Source organism: Aliihoeflea sp. PC F10.4 (assembly GCF_054612275.1).
Genome location: NZ_JBTSWH010000001.1, coordinates 2,675,468 through 2,698,891 on the forward strand (window position 1 = coordinate 2,675,468; position 23,424 = coordinate 2,698,891).

A 23,424-nucleotide genomic window follows, 5' to 3' on the forward strand; every position below is an offset into this window, starting at 1 on the left:
GCGCATGGAACCCGCACTTTCCGTCAGAAATCTCTCCGTCCAGTTTCCCACTCGCCGTGGGCTCTTGACGGCAGTGGACGACATCTCCTTCGACATCGCGCCGGGCGAAGTGCTCGGCGTGGTGGGCGAATCCGGTGCAGGCAAGTCGATGACCGGTTCGGCTATCATCGGCCTCATCGCACCGCCTGGACGCATTTCGTCCGGCGAAATCCTGCTCAAGGGCGAACGGATCGACAATCTGTCGCCCGAAAAGTTGCGCCGGTATCGCGGCAAGCGGATCGGCATGGTCTTTCAGGACCCGCTGACCTCGCTCAACCCGCTCTATACGATCGCCGAGCAACTCATAGAGACGATCCGCACCCATATGCCGCTGTCGGCCTCCGACGCGCGCAAGCGGGCGATCAAGCTTCTCGACGATGTCGGCATTCCGGCAGCGGATCGCCGCATCGACGACTATCCGCACCAGTTCTCCGGCGGCATGCGCCAGCGCGTCGTCATCGCGCTTGCGCTGTGCGCGGACCCTGACCTCGTCATCGCCGACGAGCCGACGACCGCGCTCGATGTTTCCGTGCAGGCACAGATCATCGACGTGATGAAGAACATGTGCGCCGAATACGGCGCGGCGATCATGCTGATCACCCACGACATGGGCGTCATCGCCGAGACGGCCGACCGCGTGGCGGTCATGTATGCCGGGCGTATCGCTGAAATCGGCCCCGTGCGTGACGTCATTCTCGAAGCCAAGCACCCCTATACCGCCGGGCTGATGGGCTCGATCCCGACGCTCGCTACGGATTCTGATCGCCTGACGCAGATTCCCGGATCGATGCCCCGCCTGTCGGCCATTCCGCAGGGCTGCGCCTTCAATCCGCGCTGCCCGCACGTCTTCGACCGCTGCCGCATCGAACGCCCCGACCCGATCGCATCGGGCACCCGGCGCGTCGCCTGCTGGCTTCATGCGCCCGAGGAGCAAGCCGCATGACCGATACCCCACTCGTTGAAGTCAACAATCTCTCGCGCCGTTTCGATGTATCGAAGCCGTGGCTGAACCGCGTCATCGAGCGGTCCGAAAAAGCCTATGTGCGCGCCGTCGACGACGTCACGTTCCGCATCGAAAAGGGCGAGACGCTGGCGCTGGTCGGCGAATCCGGCTCGGGCAAATCGACCATCGCACGGCTGATCGTCGGCCTGCTTGATCCGAGCGAAGGCGATATCCATTTCGACGGAAAGTCGCTGAAGAATGGCCTCAAGGGCGGCGAAGCCCGTCGTCTGCGCCGCCGCTTCCAGATGATCTTTCAGGACCCGTTCGCCAGCCTCAATCCTCGCTGGCGCGTGACCGACATCATCGGCGAACCGCTGAAAGTGTTCGAAGGCGGCAAGTCGTCGAAGGAACGCCGCGCGCGCGTCGGCGAGCTTTTGACGCTCGTCGGTCTTTCGCCGGAAGACGGCGTGAAATTCCCACACGAGTTTTCGGGCGGCCAGCGCCAGCGTGTCGCCATCGCGCGTGCGCTCGCCGCGCGTCCCGACTTCATCGTGTGCGACGAGCCGACTTCCGCGCTCGACGTTTCGGTGCAGGCGCAGATCCTCAATTTGATGAAGGATCTTCAGGACGAATTCGGCCTGACATTCCTCTTCATCAGTCACGATCTTTCGGTCGTGCGCCACATGGCGAACCGGATCGGCGTTCTTTATCTCGGCCGCCTCGCCGAGGTTGCGGATTCGAAGACGCTTTTTGCCAAGCCGCGCCACCCCTATACGCGCATGCTGCTCGACGCCGTTCCCGATCTCGAAATGACGGGCCGCAAGCGCAAGAAGGTGGAGGGCGAAATCCCAAACCCGATCAATCCGCCTTCGGGCTGCGCCTTCCATCCGCGCTGCCCCTTCGCCAATCAGCGTTGCAAAGAGGAAATCCCGCAGCTCCTTTGGAACGGGGAAGGCGAGACTGCGTGTCACGGGGTCGAGGAAGGCCGTATCTGACACTATATCAGTGTCACATACACGCTTTATGCCCCGAAGATCGGCGCGCGAGCGCCATCTTCCAAAAATCAAAAGGGATGCGACATGAAAGACGGCTGGCAGGATAATGTCCTGAATTTCTGGTTTGGAGAACTGACACGCGAAGACTGGTTCGGCGGCGGACCTGAACTCGATGAAAAAATCCGCGCGCGCTTTGCCGATCTTTATGAAGAACTGAGGGTCGGCTTCGATCAGCGATCGATCGACGATGCGCGCACGGCGCTCGCCGCGATCATCGTGTTCGACCAGTTCCCGCGCAACATGTTTCGCGGCAGCGCAGCCGCCTTCGGCACCGACAATGTCGCGATCGAAATCGCGCGCAATGCGGTGGAACAGCAGTACGACCACGGCCTTACCGCCGAGGAGAAGCAGTTTCTCTACATGCCGTTCATGCATTCCGAGATCACCGCCGATCAGGAGCGCTGTGTCGATCTCTTCCGCTCGCTCAACGACGAAGACGGCCTGAAATACGCGATCGAACATCGCGACATCGTTCAGGAATTCGGCCGGTTTCCTCATCGCAACAAGCCGCTCGGGCGCGAAACGACGGAAGCGGAGGAAAAATTCATCGAAGGTCACGCCGGTTACGGCCAGTAGGACGTGCATTGCTCGCGCCGATGGCTTGCACCATGGCGAATTGTGGCCCTAGATAGGCACCGGTAATAATTTTCTGGGGATGCGGGCGGGCATCCGCAAATTTCGTGAGCGGCACGTATGAAGGCCGACACGTCGCGGATCAACCCGCCGCCACCCCGACAATCCCAGGAGGACGATTTGGCCAAGGCGAGCGAAAAGACGACAAGCGCGGCAACGGAAGAAAAGAAGCCGGCGGCAAAAAAGCCGGCCCCCGCTAAAAAAACCACTGCAAAAGCAGCAACCGCCGAAAAGCCGAAAGCAACGGCCAAACCGAAAGCCGCCGCCAAGCCGAAAACGCCTGCAACGAAGCCGGCATCGGCTGCGAAAGCTCCTGCCAAGACCGTCCCTGTGAAGACCGCTGCCGCCAAGGTCGCAGCACCGAGGACAACCGAAAGCGCCCCCGCGCCGAAGGCGAAGCCGGCCGCTGCTGCAAAGCCTGCGACCAAGGCGAAGACGAATGGCGCAGCGAAGCCGGCTGCTGCGAAGGCAACTGCATCGAAGAGCGCTCCGGCAAAGGCTCCGGCGAAAGAAACGGCCAAGCAGGCAACCGTGAAGGCCCCCGCAGCCGCAGCCGAAAAGAAACCGGCGGCGAAAAAACCTGCCGCCAAAAAGCCGACCGCCGCAAAGCCGAAGGCGAGCGCAACCGCCCCTGCAAAGGCATCCACCGAGACGGCGGCCGCAGCGCCGCAGCCCGCCGCGGCAAAAGCGAAAACCAAGGCGGACAAGCCATGGCTCGCCAGCTATCCCAAGGGCGTACCCGGCGAGATCGCGCCGCTCGAATACCAGTCGCTCGGCGACCTGATGGTCGATTCCTGTCGCAAATACGGCAACAAGCCCGCCTTCACCTCGATGGGCAAGTCGCTGACTTTCGCCGACCTTGAAAAGCAGTCAGCCGCCTTCGCCGCCTATCTCCAGTCAAAAGGTCTTTCGAAGGGCGCACGCGTCGCGATCATGATGCCGAACGTTCTGCAATATCCCATCGCGATGATGGCGGTGCTGCGGGCCGGCTATACGGTCGTCAACGTCAATCCGCTTTATACGCCGCGCGAACTCGAGCACCAGCTCAACGATTCGGGTGCCGAAGCGATCATCATCCTCGAAAACTTCGCCGCCACGCTTCAGGCCGTCATTGGCCGCACCAAGATCAAGCATGTCGTCGTCGCCTCGATGGGCGACCGGCTCGGCCTCAAGGGCTTTGTCGTCAACTTGGTCGTGCGCCGGGTGAAGAAGATGGTGCCGGCCTGGTCGCTGCCCGGTCACGTCGCGTTCAACGATGCGCTCAAGCAGGGTGCGTCGAAGACCTTCCGCAAGATCGATGTCGGCCAGGACGACATCGCTTTCCTGCAATATACGGGCGGTACGACCGGCGTTTCGAAAGGCGCGACGCTGACGCACAAGAACGTTCTCGCCAATGTCGCGCAGAACGCGCTTTGGGTGCAGGCCGCCTACACCAAAAAGAAGAAGCCGGCGGATGTCGTCTATATCTGCGCGCTGCCGCTTTACCATATCTACGCGCTGACGGTGAACGCGCTGATGGGCATGCAGCAGGGCGCGCAGAACCTGCTCATCCCGAACCCGCGTGATATTCCCGCCTTCGTGAAGGAGTTGCAGAAGACGCCTTTCCACGTCTTCCCCGGCCTTAACACGCTGTTCAACGCGCTTTTGAACAATGCCGATTTCCAGAAGCTTGACTTCAAGCCGCTTGTGCTCACATTCGGCGGCGGCATGGCCGTCCAGCGCCCGGTCGCGGACCGCTGGAAGAAGCTGACGGGTATTACGATCGCCGAAGGCTACGGCCTTTCCGAAACCTCGCCCGTCGCGACTGCGAACCCGTTCGACGCCGACGAGTTTTCCGGCACGATCGGCCTGCCGATTCCATCGACGGAAGTTGTAATCCGCGACGAGGAAGGCAACGACCTGCCGCTCGGCGAGGTCGGTGAAATCTGCATTCGCGGCCCGCAGATCATGGCCGGCTACTGGAACCGTCCCGACGAGACCGCCAAGGTCATGACCTCGGACGGCTTCTTCAAGTCCGGCGACATGGGCTACATGGACGACAAGGGCTTTGTGAAGATCGTCGACCGCAAGAAGGACATGATCCTCGTTTCCGGCTTCAACGTCTATCCGAATGAGATCGAGGAAGTCGTCGCCGAGCATCCGGGCGTCCTCGAAGTCGCCGCAGTCGGCGTTCCGGACGAGCATTCGGGCGAAGTTCCCAAGCTCTTCGTCGTCAAGAAGGACGAGAAGCTGACGGAAAAGGAAATCATCGATTTCACGCGCGACAAGCTGACCGGTTACAAACGGCCCAAGCACGTCGAATTCCGCAAGGAATTGCCGAAGACCAATGTCGGTAAAATTCTTCGACGCGAATTGCGTTGAACGTCAAAAGGCCCGCGCAAGCGGGCCTTTTTGTTCATTGCTCCCAAGGTTGAGAGCGAGGCATCAGCCGCGACCGTTGAAATATGCGGGCAGGTCCGCGATCGAATCCAGCACGACGTGAGCGAGCGGTTCCAGCGTCGCTCGCGTTCCCGTCCCGCTCAAAACCGCGACACGCAAGCCTGCGCCCGCCGCCCGTCCCGTTTCCATGTCGTGATTGTTGTCGCCGACCATGGCGATTTCCGACGGCTTCAGACCCGTCATGTCCGAAAAGGCGATGATCACGTCAGGCGCCGGTTTGGGATTGGCGACGGCGTCATATCCATAGGCCGCCTCGAAAAGCTGGGAAACACCCAGCGTCACGAGGGTTCGCTCGGCTCCTTGTGTGGAATCGTTGGTCGCAACCGCCAAGCGCATGCCTTGCCGATGCAAAGTCGCAAGTGCATCGAGAACACCGGGCAGCGGTACCGCACGGGCTGTACCTTCGCTGGCGGTCACGACGTCGAAATGGCCGATGCGTTCGCGGCGTTCGCTGACGTCGGCATCCGGATACCACATGTCGACGATTTCGGCATTGGTGCCGGCCGCAAAGACGGAATCGGCGCGAAATCTTCCGCTGGCGAAATCATAACCGGTACGCTCCAGAAGCGCATTCGCGCCTGCCCTGTCGCCGCCTGCCGCCTCCATTGCGAGCCGGTCAGCAACCGCGAACCACGTGGCGTTGAAGTCGACGAGCGTGCCGTCCTTGTCGAAGAGAATCGCCTTGATCGCCATTATGCGTTCCCGCGGAGGTTCTGGATGGCGGCGACAAGACCCGCCGTCGAACCGTCATGACCCTTCGCGCTTTCCTTGCCTTCGACGACCGGCAATAGCCCGGTGGCAAGTTCCTTGCCCAGTTCCACACCCCATTGGTCAAAGGCGTTGATGTCGAAAAGCTGCGCCTCGACGAATACGCGATGTTCGTAAAGCGCGATCAGTCGCCCGAGCGTGAACGGATCGAGCTTGCGGTAAAGGATCGTCAGCGACGGCCGGTTTCCCTCGAAAACGCGGTGCGGTGCGATCGATTCCGCCTCGCTCTCCACCATGCCCTTGGCCAGCATCTGCGCGCGCGCTTCCTCCAGCGTCCGCCCCTTCATCAGCGCTTCCGACTGCGCGAGGCAGTTTGCCAGAAGCAGGTCGTGCTGATGTTTCAATTCCGGCTCATGGCCTTCGGCCGCGACCATGAATTCGACGGGCACGGTGTCCGTACCCTGATGCAGAAGCTGGAAGAAGGCATGCTGGCCATTGGTGCCCGGTTCGCCCCAGACGACGGGGCCGGTGACGGTCGCGGCCGGCTCGCCGTCGAGGCTGACACCCTTGCCGTTCGATTCCATGTCGAGTTGCTGCAAATAGGCCGGCAGGCGCGCGAGGCGCTGATCGTACGGAATGATTGCGCGGGACGGATAGCGGCAGGCGACACGGTGGAACCAGCCGACAAGGCCAAGCATGACCGGCAGGTTTTCGGCCAGAGGCGCCGTCGCAAAATGCCGGTCCACCGCATGCGCGCCGGAAAGCAGCTTGCGGAAATTTTCCGATCCGACGGCGACCATGATCGGCAAGCCGATGGCCGACCACAGCGAATAACGACCGCCGACCCAGTCCCAGAAGCCGAAGATGCGGTCCTTGCGAATCCCGAACGCATCGACCTTTTCCAGCGCCGTCGAGACGGCGGCGAAGTGATCGGAAACGGCATCCGGCCCGAGCGCATCGGCGATCCATTTGCGCGCCGTTTGCGCGTTGGTCATCGTTTCGATCGTCGTGAAAGTCTTCGATGCGACGATGACGAAGGTGGTCTTCGGATCGAGCCCTTTCAGCGTATCGGCGATATGCGCGCCATCGACATTGGAGACGAAATGGAGGCGCGGGCCGTCATGATATGGCGCGAGCGCCAATGTCGCCATCGCCGGGCCGAGGTCGGACCCGCCGATGCCGATATTGATCACGTCGGTGATGGGTCCTGCACGCAGTTCATCTGCGAAGGCCGACATCGCATCGAGCACGCTGTGAATCTGCGGCACCACATCGACGCCGTCCAGCACAAGTGAGGCGTCTGGCGGCAGACGAAGCGCCGTATGAAGCACCGCGCGGTTTTCGGTGATGTTGATCTTCTCGCCTGCAAACATCGCATCGCGCCGCGCTTCCAGTTTCGCGGCACGGGCCAGACCGACGAGCATGTCGACGGTGTCCGCGTCGACAGCGCATTTGGAATAATCGAGGAGAAGATCGTCGAGCCTCAGCGAAAACGCATCGAAGCGTCCGGGATCGGCGGCGAACGCCTCTCGCATATTCATCGGATCGCGCTGTTCGACATATTCCAGCATGCGATTGCGGGCTTCGGTGAAATCGGGTCCGGCCATTTGCGATGACTCCATCTTCAAATCGGCCCTCGTTAAAGCAGCGCATGCGGCCCGCCGCAAGGACGGTGCGGATCGCGAAAGGATCAATCGTTTTTCCTTACTGGAACGATCAAAAAATATCATTGGCGCAATCGATTGGACCAGTCTTGCGGCGACTGGACCAGAGGCATAGGCTCGTTCGCATGTGAAGGATATTGCCATGGCTGCTCGTACCGACCCCGCAATCTGGTCCGGACTGTTCCGGATTTCTCCCGAATCCGGGCAGACGCTGCAAGCGCAGATCCGTCAGGCCATCGTCGCAGCCATTTTGGATCGCCAGATCGCCGCCTCGATGCCGCTGCCGTCGTGCCGTGTGCTTGCCGAGAAACTGGGCGTCGCGCGCGGAACGGTCGTCCTCGCCTTCCAGCAACTCGTCGATCAGGGCTTCCTCATCGCAAAGGAGCGGCGCGGCCACTTCGTCAATCCGGAAATGCTGACCTCGCCGGCTCGCGCGCCCAGCACCTTGCGGCGCGGCGATGCGGCGCTGGACTGGAAAAGCCGGCGCAAGGTCGCCGCTTCCGAAATGCCGGAGCCGTCCAAACAGGAGAACTGGATCAAGGCGACATACCCGTTCGTCTACGGCCAGTTCGATCCGGGGCTCTTCCCGACTGCCGAATGGCGCGAATGCAACCGCATGGCGCTTGCCGTTCTCGAAATCCGCAACTGGGCGGCCGACATGGTCGACCGGGACGACCCGCTTCTGATCGAGCAGATTCAGGCACGGCTTTTGCCAAGGCGCGGCATTTTCGCCAATCCAGACGAAATCATCGTCACGCTCGGCGCGCAGCACGCGCTCTACATGCTGGCAACGCTTTTGATGGGGCGCGGCACCAAGGTCGCGATGGAAGATCCCGGCTATCCCGACGCGCGCTCGATTTTCCGGCTTTCGGGCGCGGATGTCGTGCCGGTGCCAGTCGACCCGGACGGTATCGACCCGAGCGCGATACCGGACGATTGCGGCTTCGCGTTCGTCACGCCCAGCCACCAGTGCCCGACCATGGTGTCGCTCTCCGACGAGCGCCGGCAGCAACTCCTCGCCGATGCGCAGAAATACGACCGCATCATCATCGAGGACGGATATGACAGCCAACTCGTCGACGACGCCCCGCAACAGGCGCTTCGCGGTCTCGATCGCTCGGGCCGCGTCGTCTATGTCGGCTCGATGTCGAAGACGCTCGCGCCGGGTCTGCGGCTCGGCTACATCGTCGCATCGGCCGATCTGATTGCGGAGTTGCGCGCGCTGCGCCGCTTCATGCTCCGCCACCCGCCCGCAAACAACCAGCGCGCCGTTGCCCTGTTCCTGTCGCTCGGACATCACGAGGCACTGGTGCGCCGGCTTTCGAGCGCGTTTCAGGAACGGCGCGAGCGGATGACGCAGGCGGTATCGACCTATATGCCGGACTGGCGCGTGACGGAAACGCCCGGCGGAACTTCGCTATGGCTGAAGGGGCCACCAGGCACCAAAACGCATATCGTCGCCGAAAACGCGGCCGCGCGCGGCGTTCTGATCGAGCAGGGCGCGCGGTTCTTCGACCGTCCCGAACAGAACGCGCATTTCATGCGGCTCGGAATTTCGTCGATTGGGCTCCAGCATGTCGAACCGGGCATTCGCGAACTTGCCATGGTAGCCGGACGGCGAGCCGTCGCGGCCTGACCAGATGGACAAGACCGCGCGGCCAAGCTACGCCTGACGAAAACGACGAAGGGGAGATACGCGCATGGCCGTCATCATCGAAGGTGAGGAGCAGATCGACGCGCCAATCGAGCGCGTGTGGGCCGCGCTCAACGATCCTGAAATCCTCAAAGAATGCATTCCCGGATGCGAGAGCCTTGAGAAGAACTCCGACACCGAAATGGCTGCGGTCGTCTCGCTGAAGATCGGACCGATCAAGGCGAAGTTCAACGGACAGGTCGAGCTTCAAAACCTCAACCCGCCGCATTCCTATACGATTCAGGGCGAGGGCAAGGGCGGCATCGCGGGCTTCGCCAAGGGCGGCGCGGATGTGACGCTCACCGAGGGCGAGCCCGGCAAAACCACCCTAACCTATGCCGCAAAGGCCGATGTCGGCGGCAAGATGGCGCAGCTCGGCTCCCGGCTCATCACCTCGACCTCGAAGAAGCTCGCCGGCGAGTTCTTTTCCAAGTTCAACGCCACGGTGAGCGGAAAAGAGGCGGACACGCCCGCCTGACCTACGCTCACTTTTTGCGCGCACCCCGGAAATCGGCGGGGCGCTTTTCCAGAAACGCGGCAACGCCTTCCTTGTAGTCGGCAGAGAGGCCAGCCTCGCGCTGGAAGCCACGTTCGGCGTCGAGCTGTTCGTCCAGCGAATTGACGGACGCGGCGTGGATCGCCTGCTTGGTCAGCGCATAAGCGCGCGTCGGACCATCGGCGAACTGGCGGGCAAGTTTTTCGGCCTCTTCCATAAGCTTGTCGTCATCCACCGCCTTCCAGATCAGCCCCCATGCGGCCGCATCTTCAGCGCTCAAGGGTTCGGCTGTCATGGCGAGCGCCTTGGCACGCGCCTCGCCCAGATGCCGGGTGAGCCAGTACGTCCCGCCGGCATCCGGTACGAGGCCGATTTTGGAGAACGCCTGAATGAACTTCGCCGACTTCGCCGCCAGAACGATGTCGCACGCAAAGGCGATGTTCGCTCCTGCCCCCGCAGCAACACCGTTGACGGCGCAGATAACCGGCTTTTCCATCGCGCGCAGCTTGCGCACCAACGGATTGTAGAATTTTTCGAGCGTCGCTCCGAGATCGGGATTGTCGCCAAGCATCTTCGGGTCGCGGTCGGAAAGATCCTGACCCGCGCAAAAGCCACGTCCCGCGCCGGTCAGGAGGATCGCCCCGCAGTCCGCATCGCTCGCGCAACCGTCGAGCGCGGCACGCAAGGCTTCATGCTGCGCGACATTGAAGGAATTCAACCGGTCCGGCCGGTTCAACGTGATGATCGCATAGCCGTCACGCCTGTCGATCAGGACGACATCTTCCGACATTTCCCCTCCCCCTTATCTGCTATTCGAACACGATCTTCGGCGTCGCGGCCTCCGACGCGGCGGTTTCGGCCTGAAGCCGCTGCCAGACCTTCGCCGCGATCCCGCGATAGACGGCCGCCTGCGCGCCTTCGGGATTCGAGACGACGACCGGCGTTCCCGCATCCGACGTCTCGCGGACATCCATCGTCAGCGGCACCGCGCCGAGGAACGGCACTCCCAGCCGTTCGGCTTCGCGCTCGGCCCCGCCATGGCCGAAGATGTCGTAACGCGCGCCGGTATCGGGCGCGATGAAGTAGCTCATGTTCTCCACGATGCCGAGCAGCGGCACGTCGACCTTTTTGAACATATTCAGGCCCTTGCGTGCGTCGATCAGCGCCAGATCCTGCGGCGTCGAAACGATGACCGCGCCGGCGAGCGGCACGTTCTGCGCCATCGTCAACTGGGCGTCACCGGTGCCGGGCGGCATGTCGACCACCAGAACGTCGAGTTCGCCCCATTGCACCTCGCGCAACATCTGCGTCAGGGCCGACATCACCATCGGCCCGCGCCAGATCATCGGCGTTTCTTCTTCGACGAGGAAGCCCATCGACATGACCTTGAGGCCGTAATTCTCCATCGGCTTCAGCGTCTTGCCGTCGACCGTTTCCGGCTTGCCGGAAATGCCGAGCAGACGCGGCATGGAGGGGCCGTAGATGTCCGCATCTAGCACGCCGACCTTCAGGCCCTGCGCGGCAAGACCGAGCGACAGATTGACGGCGGTCGTCGACTTGCCGACCCCCCCCTTGCCGGACGCGACGGCGATGATCGCCTTGATGCCGGGAATGCCGCGACGACCCGACTGCGTCGACGGTGGCGGCGTAGGCGCCGCTGCTGGTCGCGGTGCGGGTTTGGGCGCAGGACGCGGCGGGGCGGATTCCATGCCGCCGCCCTTCTTTTCGGCCGTCAGCGCAACGACCGCTCCCAGAACGCCGGGGATCGCCTTGACGACGCGTTCGGCGGCGGCGCGCAACGGTTCGAGCTCCTGCGCGCGTGCAGCCGGCACCGTGATGGAAAAGAACACCTTCGAATCGGCGATGAAAATGTCCGAGATAAGTCCGAGGGAGACAAGGTCACCTTCGAAATCCGGACCTTTGACGCTCTTCAGCGCCTCGAGAACTGTTTCCTTGGTCAGGGACATGGAGCACTTTCATCACGTGAGGTTTGTTTCCAGATAAGGCATTCGCCCGCCGCGACCAAGTGAAGACGACGGGGAATTTTTGCATAAGGCGTGGGTTAAATCGGCAGTTCAGCCCGTAAATTCGACCTCGACATGCCGGCCCGTTCGCACGACGACCCGGCATTCGTGCTCGACGTCATCCGCCGGCAGCATCAGCCTGAACGAGCCGGGCAGGCCGTCGGCATTCCATACGTCGATGCCGGCGCCTGCCTCGGACAGGCTGCGAACCGTACAGGCGACGGGTTCGGCTCCATCGAAATGGATCATGCCGGCCTTCATCACCGAGCGCGAGGCATGCAATGTATCGCCCAACCCTTTGCGAAACATACAGCGATTGCGACCGGCCGCTTTCGCCTCATAGAGCGCGCGGTCGGCGTTTGCGAGCAGCGAATCGACCGTGTCGCCACCGCTTGCGCCCTTGGTCGCAACGCCGAAGCTGGCCGTCGGCGAGATCGCCGCATCGCCGATTTCGATTTTCAGCCTTGCGATCGTCTCGCGCAATCGCTCGGCGACGGCCATCGCGCCTCGCGCTGTCGTCTGCGGGAGCACGAGCGCGAATTCCTCGCCGCCGATCCGCCCGAAAATGTCGGACGGGCGCAGCAGCCCGCGACAGGCGGCGGCCGCATATTTCAACACCTCATCGCCGGCCGCGTGGCCATAGGTGTCGTTGACGTTCTTGAAGTGGTCGAGGTCCAACACGATGACGCTGAGCGCATGACCCGCCCGCTCCGCGATGGACAATGCGCGTCTCGAATCGTCCTTGAACGCGCGGCGCGAAAGCGCACCCGTCAGCACATCCTCGCCCGCCATGACGCGCAACTCGAATTCGCCCATGGCGATGTCTGCGAGATCGGAGAGTATCTCGCGCTCACGCTCAGTGAATATTCTCGGCTCGTATGACAGCGCGCACAGGGTTCCGATATTGTGACCCTCTCGCGTTTGAAGCGGCACGCCGGCGTAGGCGCGCACGAAAGGCTCGCCGGTTACGTAGATATTGTCTGAAAAACGCGGGTCGTTCTCCGCATCCTCCACGAAAAGCGGCTCGGCGCGCTGGATCGTGATGTTGCAGAACGTAGTACGTCGTTCGAAGGCTTCGACACCATCCAGCCCGTCGCACGCTTTGTTCCACTGGCGGTGACCGTCCAGCAACGACACCAGGGCCACCGGCATGTCCATGATCCGCCGCACCAGTCGCGTAATGCGTTCGAACGCCTGGTCCTGCGGCGTGTCGATGATGTCGAGGCGGTGAAGGGCGGCGAGCCGCTCTTCCTCGCGGATCGCGGATGAAGAAAGGGCTGTCATATCTGGCATGGTCATGAAAAGTTCCTACGCGAGACTGATCATCCTGGATCGACAGGGCCGTTCGTAACTCGCAACTATGACGATATCAAATCTCGAAGGCCACAAGCTGCGATTGCTCTGGGTAAACAGATTATGATCGACAAGCTCGAATTCTTCATCGCGCTGGCCAAGGCACAACATTTCGGCCGGGCCGCTGAGGAACTGGGCATTACCCAGCCGACGCTTTCGGCGGCGATCAAACAGTTGGAGGATCAACTCGGCGTCATGCTCGTCAAGCGCGGCTCGCGCTTTCAGGGCCTGACGGCCGAAGGGGAGCAGGTGCTTGTCTGGGCGCGACGTATCACCGGCGATTCGCGCACCATGCGCGAGGAAATGCGTGCGGCACGGCACGGGCTTTCGGGGCGCATTCGCATCGCAGCGATCCCGACTGCGCTCGCCATGATCCCGCGCCTGACGACGCCGTTTCGCGAGCGCCATCCGGGCGTCACCTTTTCCGTCTTGTCCCGCACGTCGATCGAAGTCCTGTCGCTGCTGGGGAATTTCGATATCGATGTCGGCATCACCTATCTCGACAACGAGCCGCTTGGCCGCGTCATCTCCGTGCCGCTTTATTCGGAGCGCTACCAGCTTATCACCGCCGCCGGCACGGAATTTTCCGACCGCGAGACCGTGACATGGGCGGAAGTCGCGAATGTTCCTCTGTGCCTTTTGACGCCCGACATGCAGAACCGGCGCATCATCGACCAGCATCTGGCCGAAGCGGGCAGCACCGCCCGACCGACGCTGGAATCGAATTCGATGATCGTGCTCTTCTCCCATATCCGCACCGGTAAATGGGCGTCGATCATGCCGCTCAACCTCGCCGAGACCTTCGGTTTCGCCGAGCCGATCCGCGCCGTTCCGATCGTTGAACCGGACGCCAGCCATCTCGTCGGGCTCGTCGCAGCCGAACGCGAGCCGCATACGCCACTCGTCGCGGCGCTTCTGGAAGAGGCGATGACGCTGGCAGGCGATTTCGAAACCGCCGGAATGCCATACCCTCAAAAGACGTTGCGATAGATTTTCTCTATCGTTCAACGATTTCACTTTATTGATTCCGGCATATTTATGCGGCTCAATAGAAAGCGCATATATGCCTTGATCAGGGAGGGCGCTGCATGACGATGCAGCAAGCAGGTACCCAGGTCGCAGCGCGGACCGCTGCCATCATCGACGAGTTCAGGGAACTCGAAGGTCCTCTATTGCCCATTCTTCATGGCGTTCAGGACGAATTCGGCTACGTGCCGCAAGACAGCCTGCCCGTCATCGCCGAAGCGTTGAATCTCTCCCGCGCGGAGGTCCACGGCGTCGTCACCTTCTATCACGACTACCGCCGCGAACCGGCAGGCCGGCACGTCGTCAAGCTGTGCCGTGCCGAAGCTTGCCAGTCGGTTGGCGGAGACGCGCTCGCCGCGAAGATGAAGCAATTGCTGGGCATCGGTTTTCACGAAACCTCGGCCGATGGCGCAGTCACACTAGAACCTGTCTACTGCCTCGGCCTTTGCGCCTGCGCTCCGGCGGCTATGGTCGACGGCGAGGTGATCGGCCGCCTCGATGCGGATGCCATCGAGGAAATCGCGGCGGGGGTACGAGCATGACCACCGTTCTCTACGTTCCGAAGGATTCAGGTGCGATTGCGCTTGGGGCTGAAAAGGTCGCAAAGGCGCTTCGGGCCGAAATCGACGCGCGTGGACTGGACGCGAAAATCGTGCGCACCGGCTCGCGCGGCATGTACTGGCTGGAGCCGATGGTCGAGGTCGCGACCGATGCGGGGCGCATCGCCTATGGTCCGGTCAAACCGTCCGAGATCAGCTCGTTGCTCGGCGCTGGACTGCTCGAAGGCGCTGCTCACGAAAAGCGTCTTGGCCGGCCGGAAGAGATTCCGTTTCTGGCGAAACAGACGCGGCTGACCTTCGCACGCTGCGGCATCATCGATCCGCTTTCGCTTGACGATTACCGCACCCATGGCGGGCTCGTCGGCCTTGAGAAAGCGGTTGCGATGCCGCCGCTCGACATCGTCAAGATCGTCACCGAATCCGGCCTGCGCGGACGCGGCGGCGCGGGCTTTCCGACCGGCATCAAGTGGCAGACCGTCCACGACGCCAAGGCCGCGAACAAATATATCGTCTGCAATGCCGACGAGGGCGACAGCGGCACCTTCGCCGACCGGATGATCATGGAAGGCGATCCGTTCGTCCTGATCGAAGGCATGGCCATCGCCGGCATCGCGACGGGTGCGACCAAGGGGTACATCTATATCCGTTCGGAATATCCCCACGCGATTGCGGCGATGCGCGCCGCCATCGACATCGCACGCAAGGAAGGCGTTCTTGGCTGGAACGTGCTCGGCTCGCAGCATCTTTTCGACATGGAAGTGCGTGTTGGCGCGGGCGCCTATGTGTGCGGCGAGGAAACGTCGCTCCTGAACTCGCTGGAAGGCAAACGCGGCGTCGTACGCGCCAAGCCGCCGCTTCCGGCGCTGCAAGGGTTGTTCGGCAAGCCGACCGTCGTCAATAACGTCATCTCGCTCGCCTCCGTACCGGTCATTCTCGACAAGGGTGCGGAACACTACAAGAATTTCGGCCTCGGGCGCTCGCGCGGCACGATCCCGATTCAGATCGCCGGAAACGTGAAGCATGGCGGCTTGTTCGAGGCCGCATTCGGCATGACGCTCGGCGAAATCGTTGACGAGATCGGCGGCGGCACAGCGAGTGGCCGGCCGGTGAAGGCCGTGCAGGTGGGCGGGCCGCTCGGCGCGTATTTCCCGCGCGCGCTTTTCGACACGCCCTTCGATTACGAAGCCTTCGCGGCCAAAGACGGACTGATCGGCCATGCCGGCATCACCGTCTTCGACGACAGTGCCGATATGCTTTCCCAGGCGCGGTTCGCGATGGAATTCTGCGCCATCGAATCCTGCGGCAAGTGCACGCCCTGCCGCATCGGCTCGACACGCGGCGTCGAAACACTCGACAAGGTGGCCGCCGGTATCGAACCGGAAAAGAACCGCGCGCTCGTCGCTGATCTTTGCAACACGATGAAATTCGGATCGCTTTGCGCGCTGGGCGGCTTCACGCCCTATCCCGTCATGAGCGCGATGACGCACTTTCCGGAAGATTTCGAGCCGCGCGAAATGCGGGAGGCGGCCGAATGAGCGACAAGATCAAAGGTCCAACCTCCTACTTTCCTTCGATCGAAAAGACCTATGGCCAGCCGATCGGACACTGGCAGGAGTTGATCCAGCAGCAGGACGGCATGAAGCACATGGAAATCGTGAACTGGCTGAAAAACGAGCACAATCTCGGCCATGGTCACGCCAATGCATTGGTCGCCCACACATTGGCCGAAAAGAAAAGCTAGGAGACGTTTCATGGGTCTCATCACCGAAATCGACTACGGCACACCGGCGTCCAAGGCCGAAGAGCAGATCACGCTGACCGTCGACGGGCGCGAGATCACCGTGCCAGAAGGCACGTCGGTCATGCGTGCCTCGATGGAGGCGGGCATCGCGATCCCGAAACTGTGCGCCACCGACATGGTCGACGCCTTCGGCTCGTGCCGGCTTTGCCTCGTCGAGATCGAGGGACGAAACGGCACCCCCTCCTCCTGCACGACGCCCGTTGCACCTGGCATGGTCGTGCACACGCAGACGGGGCGGCTGAAGGACATTCGCCGTGGCGTGATGGAGCTTTACATCTCCGACCACCCGCTCGACTGTCTGACCTGCGCTGCAAACGGCGATTGCGAATTGCAGGACATGGCCGGCGCGGTCGGCCTGCGCGACGTGCGCTATGGCTATGAGGGCGACAATCACGTTTTCCGCAAGCATGACGATGCGGCGAATTTCCGCTACATGCCGAAGGACGAGAGCAATCCCTATTTCACCTACGATCCGTCGAAATGCATCGTGTGCTCGCGCTGCGTGCGGGCATGCGAGGAGGTGCAAGGTACCTTCGCGCTGACGATCGAGGGGCGCGGCTTCGACAGTCGCGTCTCGCCCGGAATGCACGAAAGCTTCCTGTCGTCGGAGTGCGTTTCCTGCGGTGCCTGCGTTCAGGCCTGCCCGACCGCTACGCTGACGGAAAAGTCGGTCATCGAAATCGGCCAGCCGGAGCATTCGGTCGTCACGACCTGCGCCTATTGCGGCGTCGGCTGCTCGTTCAAGGCAGAGATGCGCGGCGAGGAACTGGTGCGCATGGTGCCGTGGAAGGACGGCAAGGCCAATCGCGGCCATTCCTGCGTCAAGGGCCGCTTCGCCTATGGCTATTCGACCCACAAGGACCGCATCACCAGCCCGATGATCCGCGAGAAGATCACCGATCCGTGGCGTGAAGTTTCGTGGGAGGAAGCGTTCGCGCATGTCGCGGGCGAGTTCCGGCGTATCCAGTATCAATACGGGCGCACAGCCATCGGCGGCATCACCTCGTCGCGCTGTACGAACGAGGAAACCTATCTCGTGCAGAAGCTGATCCGGCAGGGCTTCGGCAACAACAATGTCGATACCTGCGCACGCGTCTGCCACTCGCCAACCGGCTATGGCCTCGGCCAGACCTACGGCACCTCGGCCGGTACGCAGGATTTCGATTCCGTCGAGGATACCGACGTCATCATGGTGATCGGCGCAAACCCGTCGGCGGCGCACCCGGTTTTCGCCTCGCGCATGAAAAAGCGCATCCGGCAGGGCGCAAAGCTGATCGTTCTCGATCCGCGCCGAACGGAGACCGTCGATTCCGTCCACGCGAAGGCCGACGTCCATCTGCCGTTGAAGCCCGGCACGAACGTCGCCGTCATCACCTCGCTCGCCCACGTCATCGTTACCGAAGGGCTGTTTGACGAGGCGTTCATCCGCGAACGCTGCGACTGGTCGGAGTTCGAAGACTGGGCGTCGTTCGTCGCCGATGAACGCCATTCGCCGGAAGAAATCGAGAAGCTTTCGGGCGTTCCGGCGGAACGTATCCGCGAAGCCGCGCGGCTCTACGCCACCGGCGGCAATGGCGCGATCTATTACGGCCTCGGCGTCACCGAACATAGCCAAGGTTCGACCACCGTCATGGCGATCGCAAACCTTGCCATGGCGACCGGCAATATCGGCCGGCGCGGCGTCGGCGTGAATCCGCTTCGTGGCCAGAATAACGTTCAGGGCGCGTGCGACATGGGCTCGTTCCCGCACGAACTGCCGGGCTACCGCCACATCTCCGGCGATGCGGTACGTGACATCTATGAAGCGCTCTGGGGTGCGAAGCTCGATAACGAGCCGGGCCTGCGCATCCCCAACATGCTCGACGCCGCCGTCGACGGCACGTTCAAGGGCATCTACATTCAAGGCGAGGATATTCTCCAGTCCGATCCCGATACCAAGCACGTTTCGGCCGGTCTCGAAGCCATGGAATGCGTGGTGGTGCAGGACCTCTTTCTCAACGAGACGGCGCGCTACGCGCATGTGTTCCTGCCCGGCTCCACCTTCCTCGAAAAGGACGGCACCTTCACCAATGCCGAGCGCCGCATCAACCGCGTGCGCCGCGTGATGACGCCGAAGAACGGCATGGCCGATTGGGAGGTCACGCAAAATCTCGCGCAGGCGATGGGGCTGAACTGGGTCTATGCGCATCCGTCGCAAATCATGGACGAGATCGCGAAGACGACGCCCGCTTTCGCAAATGTCTCCTACGACTATCTGGAAAAGATGGGTTCGGTGCAGTGGCCCTGCAACGAGACCGCGCCGGAAGGCACGCCGATCATGCATGTCGACGGTTTCGTGCGCGGCAAGGGCAAGTTCATCCGCACCGAATATGTCGCGACGGACGAAAAAACCGGGCCGCGCTTCCCGCTTCTTTTGACGACGGGCCGCATCCTTTCCCAGTACAATGTCGGCGCGCAGACGCGGCGGACCGAAAATGTCGTTTGGCATGGAGAAGACATTCTGGAAATCCACCCGCATGACGCCGAACAGCGCGGCGTGCGCGAGGGCGACTGGGTGCGGCTTGCCTCGCGTTCCGGCGAGACGACATTGCGCGCGACCATCACCGAAAAGGTCGCGCCCGGCGTCGTTTACACAACCTTCCACCATCCCGAGACGCAGGCCAACGTGATCACCACCGACTTCTCCGACTGGGCGACGAACTGTCCCGAATACAAGGTGACGGCGGTGCAGGTGAACCCGTCGAACGGGCCATCGGAATGGCAGGAGGACTACGAAGACCTGTCGCGCCGCTCGCGCCAGATCGAGCGACCGCTGGAAGCGGCGGAATAATATGACTCGCCCTGCCCTTACCGCCCGCGCACGCGTCGCCCATCGCACCAGCGGGACGACGACCGCCGAGCGCGCTGTTCCGGAAGAAACGCCCGTCGCGCTTTCCTATGGCGGCACGACCCATGCGGTGATGATGGCCTCGCCGGCCGACCTCGAAGATTTCGCGCTCGGCTTTTCGATCACCGAAGGCATTATCGATCATCCCGATGAAGTCGAAGCGTTCGACGTAATCGATGCGGGCGCGGGCATCGACATCCAGATCCGCTTGAAAGACCAGGCGAACCGCAAGTTTGAGGCTCGCCGCCGCCGTCTCGCCGGGCCGGTCGGATGCGGGCTGTGCGGTATCGAATCCATCGACGAGGCGATGCGCTCGGTCGATGCGGTCGGAAAGTCGGCGCTTACGCTTTCGGCGGACGAGATCACACGCGCGGTCGAGCAGCTATCGGCGCACCAGACGTTTCATCGCCAGACCGGGGCAGTCCATGCCGCAGGGTTCTTCGTTGCCGAAAAAGGCGTCGTCGCGGCACGCGAGGATGTCGGCCGCCACAACGCGCTCGACAAGCTCGCTGGCGCATTGGCGAAGATGGCCGTCGAGGGGCAAGACGGCGCGGTCGTCGTCACCTCGCGCGTGTCCGTCGAGATGGTGCAGAAGACGGCCTCAATCGGCGCATCCTTCATCATCGCCGTGTCGGCCCCGACCGCACTTGCGATCCGCACAGCGGAAGATGCCGGCATGACGCTGGTCGCGCTGGTTCGCGGGTCGGAGTTCGATGTCTTCACCCACCCAGAACGCGTCACTTTCGAAGGCAAGCGCCATGTCGCATGATCGTGCCGACCGCAACATCAAGCTGATCCGCATGGCGAACCAGATCGCGACCTTTTTCGAGTCGAAACCATACGATCTTGGTGTCGCGGGCGTTGCCGAACACATCAACAAGTTCTGGGAGCCGCGCATGCGCGGCCAGTTCTTCGACATACTGGATGCGGGAGGCGAAGGGTTCAAACAGCTCGTCCTCGATGCCGTGCCGACGATCCGCCGGCCGGGCGAGCCGGTGAGCGCTCAGCAGTCCGTTCAGGCGAATGCGGGCGTGCCGGGCGACAAGGGCGAGGAAGCGGGCGAAACCAAATCCCGCATCGCCGCCTCTCAAGGCTGATCAGTTGCGGCGAACAGGTACGTAGACCGGACGATAGATGACCGTCGGTTGGTTCGCCCAGCGGTCGAATTCGGCGCGGTTCGCCCGGAAATCGGCCCGGCGATCGAGATCGATGCGCTGGAGACATGCGGCGAACGCATCCGTACCCGCGCGGAAACCATAGGACCGGCAGTTTTCTTCATCCAAGGCGCGGCGCTCTTCGGCGCTCATCGTCGTGCAGGCTGCAAGGGTCAAGGCAAGACAGGCTAAGACTGCGACTTTCATGTTAGGACCTTTCATGCGGCCCGATGCCGACGCCTCACCCGCGCCGGGCGACCGCTAATGCCGAGTTGCGCATCGTTACGCGCCTGCCGGGAGACGATCTTGCCTTTCGAGACGACTGCCAGACGGTCCGGTCGCAGCCTGATCGCTTCGATCGGATCGCCAGCATCGAGAACCACGAGGCTCGCCATCTTGCCGACTTCGATACCATAATTCTCCAGACCGAGAATGGCTGCATTCTCGGCGGTCACCATGTCGAAACAACGGCGCATGTCGGCAGGGCTCGTCATCTGAGCGACGTGAAGACCCATGAAGGCGACGTCGAGCATGTCGGCCGTTCCAAGCGGATACCACGGATCGAGCACGCAATCCTGACCGAAGCCGACGCGAATGCCCGCCTTCAGCATTTCAGGGACGCGTGTCATGCCCCGGCGCTTGGGGTAGGTGTCGTGGCGCCCTTGGATCACGATGTTGATGAGCGGATTGGGCACGGCCGAAACGCCGGCCTCGGCGATCAGCGGCAGGAGCTTGGAAACGTAGTAATTGTCCATCGAATGCATGGAGGTCAGGTGCGAACCATTCACCCTGCCCTGCAAGCCGAGCCGCTGCGCCTCATAGGCGAGTTGCTCGATGTGGCGCGACATCGGATCGTCCGTCTCGTCGCAATGCATATCGACCCTGAGGCCACGTTGCGCCGCGATTTCGCAAAGCTCGGTGACGGAGCGGCGGCCATCTTCCATGGTGCGCTCGAAATGCGGAATACCGCCGACCACCTCGACGCCCATATCGAGCGCGCGGATGGTGTTGTCCCGCGCTGTCGGGTCACGATAAAACCCATCCTGCGGAAAGGCGACGAGTTGGAGATCGAGATAGGGCGCTACCGCCTTCTTCACGTCGAGCAACGCTTCCACCGCCAGAAGCCGGTCATCGCAAGTGTCGACATGCGTGCGAATGGCGAGCAGGCCCATCGACACGGCCCAGTCGCAATAGGCAAGCGCGCGCTCCTTCACCGCCTCATGGGTCAAAAGCGGCTTTAGCTCGCCCCACAGGCCGATGCCTTCGAGCAGGGTTCCCGACGCGTTGATGCGCGGCGTGCCATAGGAAAGCGTCGCATCCATATGGAAATGCGGATCGACGAAGGGCGGCGAAACGAGATCGCCCGCAGCGTCGATAACCTCACGCGAACTCGCTTCGATCCGTGGTTCGATGGCCGCGATACGATCACCTGCGATGCCGATATCTGCAACGCGTCCGTCCGGCAGCGTTCCGCCCTTGACGATCAGGTCCAATTCCATCGCTGGCCCCTTCAGTTCGATGTCGCGATCATGACGGCGGCGCGAAGCTCTTCGATACCGCCCGTTTTTTCAGACGAGGTGGCGAGCACTACGGGAAACGCCGCCGCCCGCCTCTTGATGCGGACGAGCGTGTCGTCGATCAATGGCTGGACGCCTGCTTCCTTGATCTTGTCGGTCTTCGTCAGGACGACCTGATAGGACACTGCCGCCTTGTCGAGCAGGTCCATGACCTCTTCGTCGTTCTTCTTGATGCCGTGACGGGAATCGATGAGCAGATAGACGCGCTTCAGCGTCACGCGCCCCTTCAGATAGTCGAAGACCAGCTTCGTCCACGCATCGACCTGCGCCTTCGGCGCCTTGGCGAAGCCGTAGCCGGGCATGTCCACCAGCGCCATGGGCGGCAGGTCGCCTGCCTCGCCCGAATGACCCTCCGGCACGAAATAGTTCAGTTCCTGCGTGCGGCCGGGCGTGTTCGAGGTGCGGGCCAGCCCTTTCTTGGCCACAAGCGCGTTGATCAGCGACGACTTGCCGACATTCGAGCGGCCGGCAAACGCGATCTCCGGCGGCCCTTCGGGCGGCAGGAACTTCATGGCGGGCACGCCGCGAATGAAAATCCAGTCCCGGGAAAAGGCGGCGCTTCTACCGCCCCGTCCGCATCGTTCGTCATCTCGCTCAAAGTACCATCTCCATGCCTATGGTCGGCAGGCATTGAGCGTTCGCACGTTCTTGTCAAGGAAAAGCCGGCGCCGATGTCAGCGCCGGCCTTACGATCTCGAACCGATCAGGGAAGAAGGACGCGATTGACGACGTGAATGACGCCGTTCGACTGCCTGACGTCCGCCGTCGTGACGACGCTGGTCGTTCCGTTCCCATCCATGACGGCAATCCCGCGGCCGGACGGCACGACTGTCAGCGCTTCGCCCTGAACGGTCGTCAGTTGCGCTTCCGCGCCACCGGCATTTGCACGGCGAAGCAGTTCGGAGCCGGTCAAATTGCCCGGCACCACATGATAGGTCAGCACCGCAACGAGCTGATCCTTGTTCTCGGGCTGCAACAACGTCTCCACCGTTCCGGCGGGGAGCATTGCGAAGGCGTCGTTGACCGGAGCGAAGACGGTGAACGGTCCCGGGCCGGACAGCGTGCCGGCAAGGTCAGCCGCCTGAACGGCCGCGACGAGCGTGGTGTGAACCGGCGAATTGACGGCGTTTTCGACGATGTTGCGTTCCACCAGCATCGGCGCACCGCCGACCGTCGGGTTTTCCTGCGCCATCTGCGCCATGGCCGGCGCTGCGAATGCGATAACCGCCGTCATGGCGAGCGCCTTGATGGAAAATGATTTCATGATGCCTCTCCCGTTGAATTGAAATGAACTGGACGGAAGCAGGCACGCAGCCGCAAAGGGAAAGTTTCAGAACCTTGTCGTTACGTTAGAAAAAAGCCCCGCTCGAGG

Annotated in this window: 22 protein-coding genes; 13 read left to right on the forward strand and 9 right to left on the reverse strand. The window is 62.3% G+C overall.

The window, feature by feature from the left end; translation table 11 throughout:
• The first annotated feature begins 4 nt into the window (after nt 1-4).
• The 4 genes from ACX82Z_RS13485 (at nt 5) to ACX82Z_RS13500 (ending at nt 5,031) form a co-directional block, all read left to right on the forward strand.
• On the forward strand, nt 5-982 hold the full coding sequence (locus ACX82Z_RS13485) for an ABC transporter ATP-binding protein (protein ID WP_459589517.1): 978 nt from the start codon (nt 5-7) through the stop codon (nt 980-982).
• Entirely contained in the window at nt 979-1,977 is a 999-nt protein-coding gene (locus ACX82Z_RS13490) for an ABC transporter ATP-binding protein (RefSeq protein ID WP_459589519.1), read from the forward strand. Before ACX82Z_RS13485 ends, ACX82Z_RS13490 begins: the two co-directional genes overlap by 4 nt.
• Before the next feature lie 84 nt (nt 1,978-2,061).
• Nucleotides 2,062-2,613, forward strand: a complete 552-nt coding sequence (locus ACX82Z_RS13495; protein WP_459589521.1) for a DUF924 family protein — start codon at nt 2,062-2,064, stop codon at nt 2,611-2,613.
• Nucleotides 2,614-3,000: 387 nt separating this feature from the next.
• On the forward strand, nt 3,001-5,031 hold the full coding sequence (locus ACX82Z_RS13500) for a long-chain-fatty-acid--CoA ligase (RefSeq protein WP_459589522.1): 2,031 nt from the start codon (nt 3,001-3,003) through the stop codon (nt 5,029-5,031).
• A 63-nt stretch (nt 5,032-5,094) separates the two neighbouring features.
• Here the strand turns inward: ACX82Z_RS13500 and ACX82Z_RS13505 are convergent, their stop codons facing one another.
• On the reverse strand, nt 5,095-5,802 hold the full coding sequence (locus ACX82Z_RS13505) for an HAD family hydrolase (RefSeq protein WP_459589524.1): 708 nt from the start codon (nt 5,800-5,802) through the stop codon (nt 5,095-5,097).
• Nucleotides 5,802-7,424 (reverse strand): glucose-6-phosphate isomerase, encoded by a 1,623-nt coding sequence (gene pgi / locus ACX82Z_RS13510; protein WP_459589526.1) that lies wholly within the window; start codon nt 7,422-7,424, stop codon nt 5,802-5,804. The genes ACX82Z_RS13505 and pgi overlap by 1 nt, the downstream gene beginning before the upstream one ends.
• A gap of 199 nt (nt 7,425-7,623) precedes the next feature.
• Between pgi and pdxR the strand changes: the two genes are divergently transcribed.
• Together pdxR and ACX82Z_RS13520 are read left to right on the forward strand one after the other, a co-directional pair.
• A complete protein-coding gene (gene pdxR / locus ACX82Z_RS13515) occupies nt 7,624-9,117 on the forward strand; it encodes a MocR-like pyridoxine biosynthesis transcription factor PdxR (RefSeq protein WP_459589528.1) in 1,494 nt (497 codons plus the stop codon).
• A 64-nt stretch (nt 9,118-9,181) separates the two neighbouring features.
• Nucleotides 9,182-9,652, forward strand: a complete 471-nt coding sequence (locus ACX82Z_RS13520; protein ID WP_459589530.1) for an SRPBCC family protein — start codon at nt 9,182-9,184, stop codon at nt 9,650-9,652.
• A 7-nt stretch (nt 9,653-9,659) separates the two neighbouring features.
• Here the strand turns inward: ACX82Z_RS13520 and paaG are convergent, their stop codons facing one another.
• The 3 genes from paaG to ACX82Z_RS13535 all read right to left on the reverse strand — a co-directional run bounded on the left by paaG (nt 9,660) and on the right by ACX82Z_RS13535 (nt 12,993).
• The gene (gene paaG / locus ACX82Z_RS13525; protein ID WP_459589532.1) at nt 9,660-10,460 is read right to left on the reverse strand and encodes a 2-(1,2-epoxy-1,2-dihydrophenyl)acetyl-CoA isomerase PaaG; all 801 of its coding nucleotides are present in this window, start codon (nt 10,458-10,460) and stop codon (nt 9,660-9,662) included.
• Between the two features lie 19 nt (nt 10,461-10,479).
• Nucleotides 10,480-11,637 carry an Mrp/NBP35 family ATP-binding protein gene (locus ACX82Z_RS13530; RefSeq protein WP_459589534.1) on the reverse strand — a complete coding sequence of 386 codons (1,158 nt, stop codon included), beginning with the start codon at nt 11,635-11,637 and terminating at the stop codon, nt 10,480-10,482.
• Between the two features lie 108 nt (nt 11,638-11,745).
• Entirely contained in the window at nt 11,746-12,993 is a 1,248-nt protein-coding gene (locus ACX82Z_RS13535) for a sensor domain-containing diguanylate cyclase (protein WP_459589538.1), read from the reverse strand.
• 117 nt (nt 12,994-13,110) lie between these two features.
• On the opposite strand from ACX82Z_RS13535, the gene ACX82Z_RS13540 reads away from it, so the two are divergent.
• The 7 genes from ACX82Z_RS13540 (at nt 13,111) to ACX82Z_RS13570 (ending at nt 20,418) form a co-directional block, all read left to right on the forward strand.
• Nucleotides 13,111-14,037, forward strand: a complete 927-nt coding sequence (locus tag ACX82Z_RS13540) for a LysR family transcriptional regulator (RefSeq protein WP_459589540.1) — start codon at nt 13,111-13,113, stop codon at nt 14,035-14,037.
• A 98-nt stretch (nt 14,038-14,135) separates the two neighbouring features.
• Nucleotides 14,136-14,615, forward strand: a complete 480-nt coding sequence (locus tag ACX82Z_RS13545; RefSeq protein WP_459589542.1) for a formate dehydrogenase subunit gamma — start codon at nt 14,136-14,138, stop codon at nt 14,613-14,615.
• Nucleotides 14,612-16,168, forward strand: a complete 1,557-nt coding sequence (locus ACX82Z_RS13550; RefSeq protein WP_459589544.1) for a formate dehydrogenase beta subunit — start codon at nt 14,612-14,614, stop codon at nt 16,166-16,168. Before ACX82Z_RS13545 ends, ACX82Z_RS13550 begins: the two co-directional genes overlap by 4 nt.
• The gene (locus ACX82Z_RS13555) at nt 16,165-16,374 is read left to right on the forward strand and encodes a DUF4287 domain-containing protein (protein ID WP_459589546.1); all 210 of its coding nucleotides are present in this window, start codon (nt 16,165-16,167) and stop codon (nt 16,372-16,374) included. The genes ACX82Z_RS13550 and ACX82Z_RS13555 overlap by 4 nt, the downstream gene beginning before the upstream one ends.
• 10 nt (nt 16,375-16,384) lie before the next feature.
• Nucleotides 16,385-19,264 (forward strand): formate dehydrogenase subunit alpha, encoded by a 2,880-nt coding sequence (fdhF, locus tag ACX82Z_RS13560; RefSeq protein WP_459589548.1) that lies wholly within the window; start codon nt 16,385-16,387, stop codon nt 19,262-19,264.
• A 1-nt stretch (nt 19,265) separates the two neighbouring features.
• Nucleotides 19,266-20,090, forward strand: a complete 825-nt coding sequence (gene fdhD / locus ACX82Z_RS13565) for a formate dehydrogenase accessory sulfurtransferase FdhD (protein ID WP_459589550.1) — start codon at nt 19,266-19,268, stop codon at nt 20,088-20,090.
• Entirely contained in the window at nt 20,080-20,418 is a 339-nt protein-coding gene (locus ACX82Z_RS13570) for a formate dehydrogenase subunit delta (protein WP_459589552.1), read from the forward strand. The genes fdhD and ACX82Z_RS13570 overlap by 11 nt, the downstream gene beginning before the upstream one ends.
• On the opposite strand, the gene ACX82Z_RS13575 is transcribed toward ACX82Z_RS13570, so the two are convergent.
• From ACX82Z_RS13575 to ACX82Z_RS13590, 4 genes are all read right to left on the reverse strand, one after another.
• Nucleotides 20,419-20,682 (reverse strand): hypothetical protein, encoded by a 264-nt coding sequence (locus tag ACX82Z_RS13575; protein ID WP_459589553.1) that lies wholly within the window; start codon nt 20,680-20,682, stop codon nt 20,419-20,421.
• A gap of 11 nt (nt 20,683-20,693) precedes the next feature.
• Complete coding sequence (locus ACX82Z_RS13580) at nt 20,694-21,974, reverse strand: amidohydrolase family protein (protein WP_459589555.1); 1,281 nt, start codon at nt 21,972-21,974, stop codon at nt 20,694-20,696.
• 11 nt (nt 21,975-21,985) lie between these two features.
• Nucleotides 21,986-22,588: a ribosome biogenesis GTP-binding protein YihA/YsxC gene (yihA, locus tag ACX82Z_RS13585; RefSeq protein WP_459911794.1), complete on the reverse strand. Its 603-nt coding sequence runs from the start codon at nt 22,586-22,588 to the stop codon at nt 21,986-21,988.
• A gap of 167 nt (nt 22,589-22,755) precedes the next feature.
• Complete coding sequence (locus tag ACX82Z_RS13590) at nt 22,756-23,316, reverse strand: fasciclin domain-containing protein (RefSeq protein ID WP_459589557.1); 561 nt, start codon at nt 23,314-23,316, stop codon at nt 22,756-22,758.
• Nucleotides 23,317-23,424 lie beyond the last annotated feature (108 nt).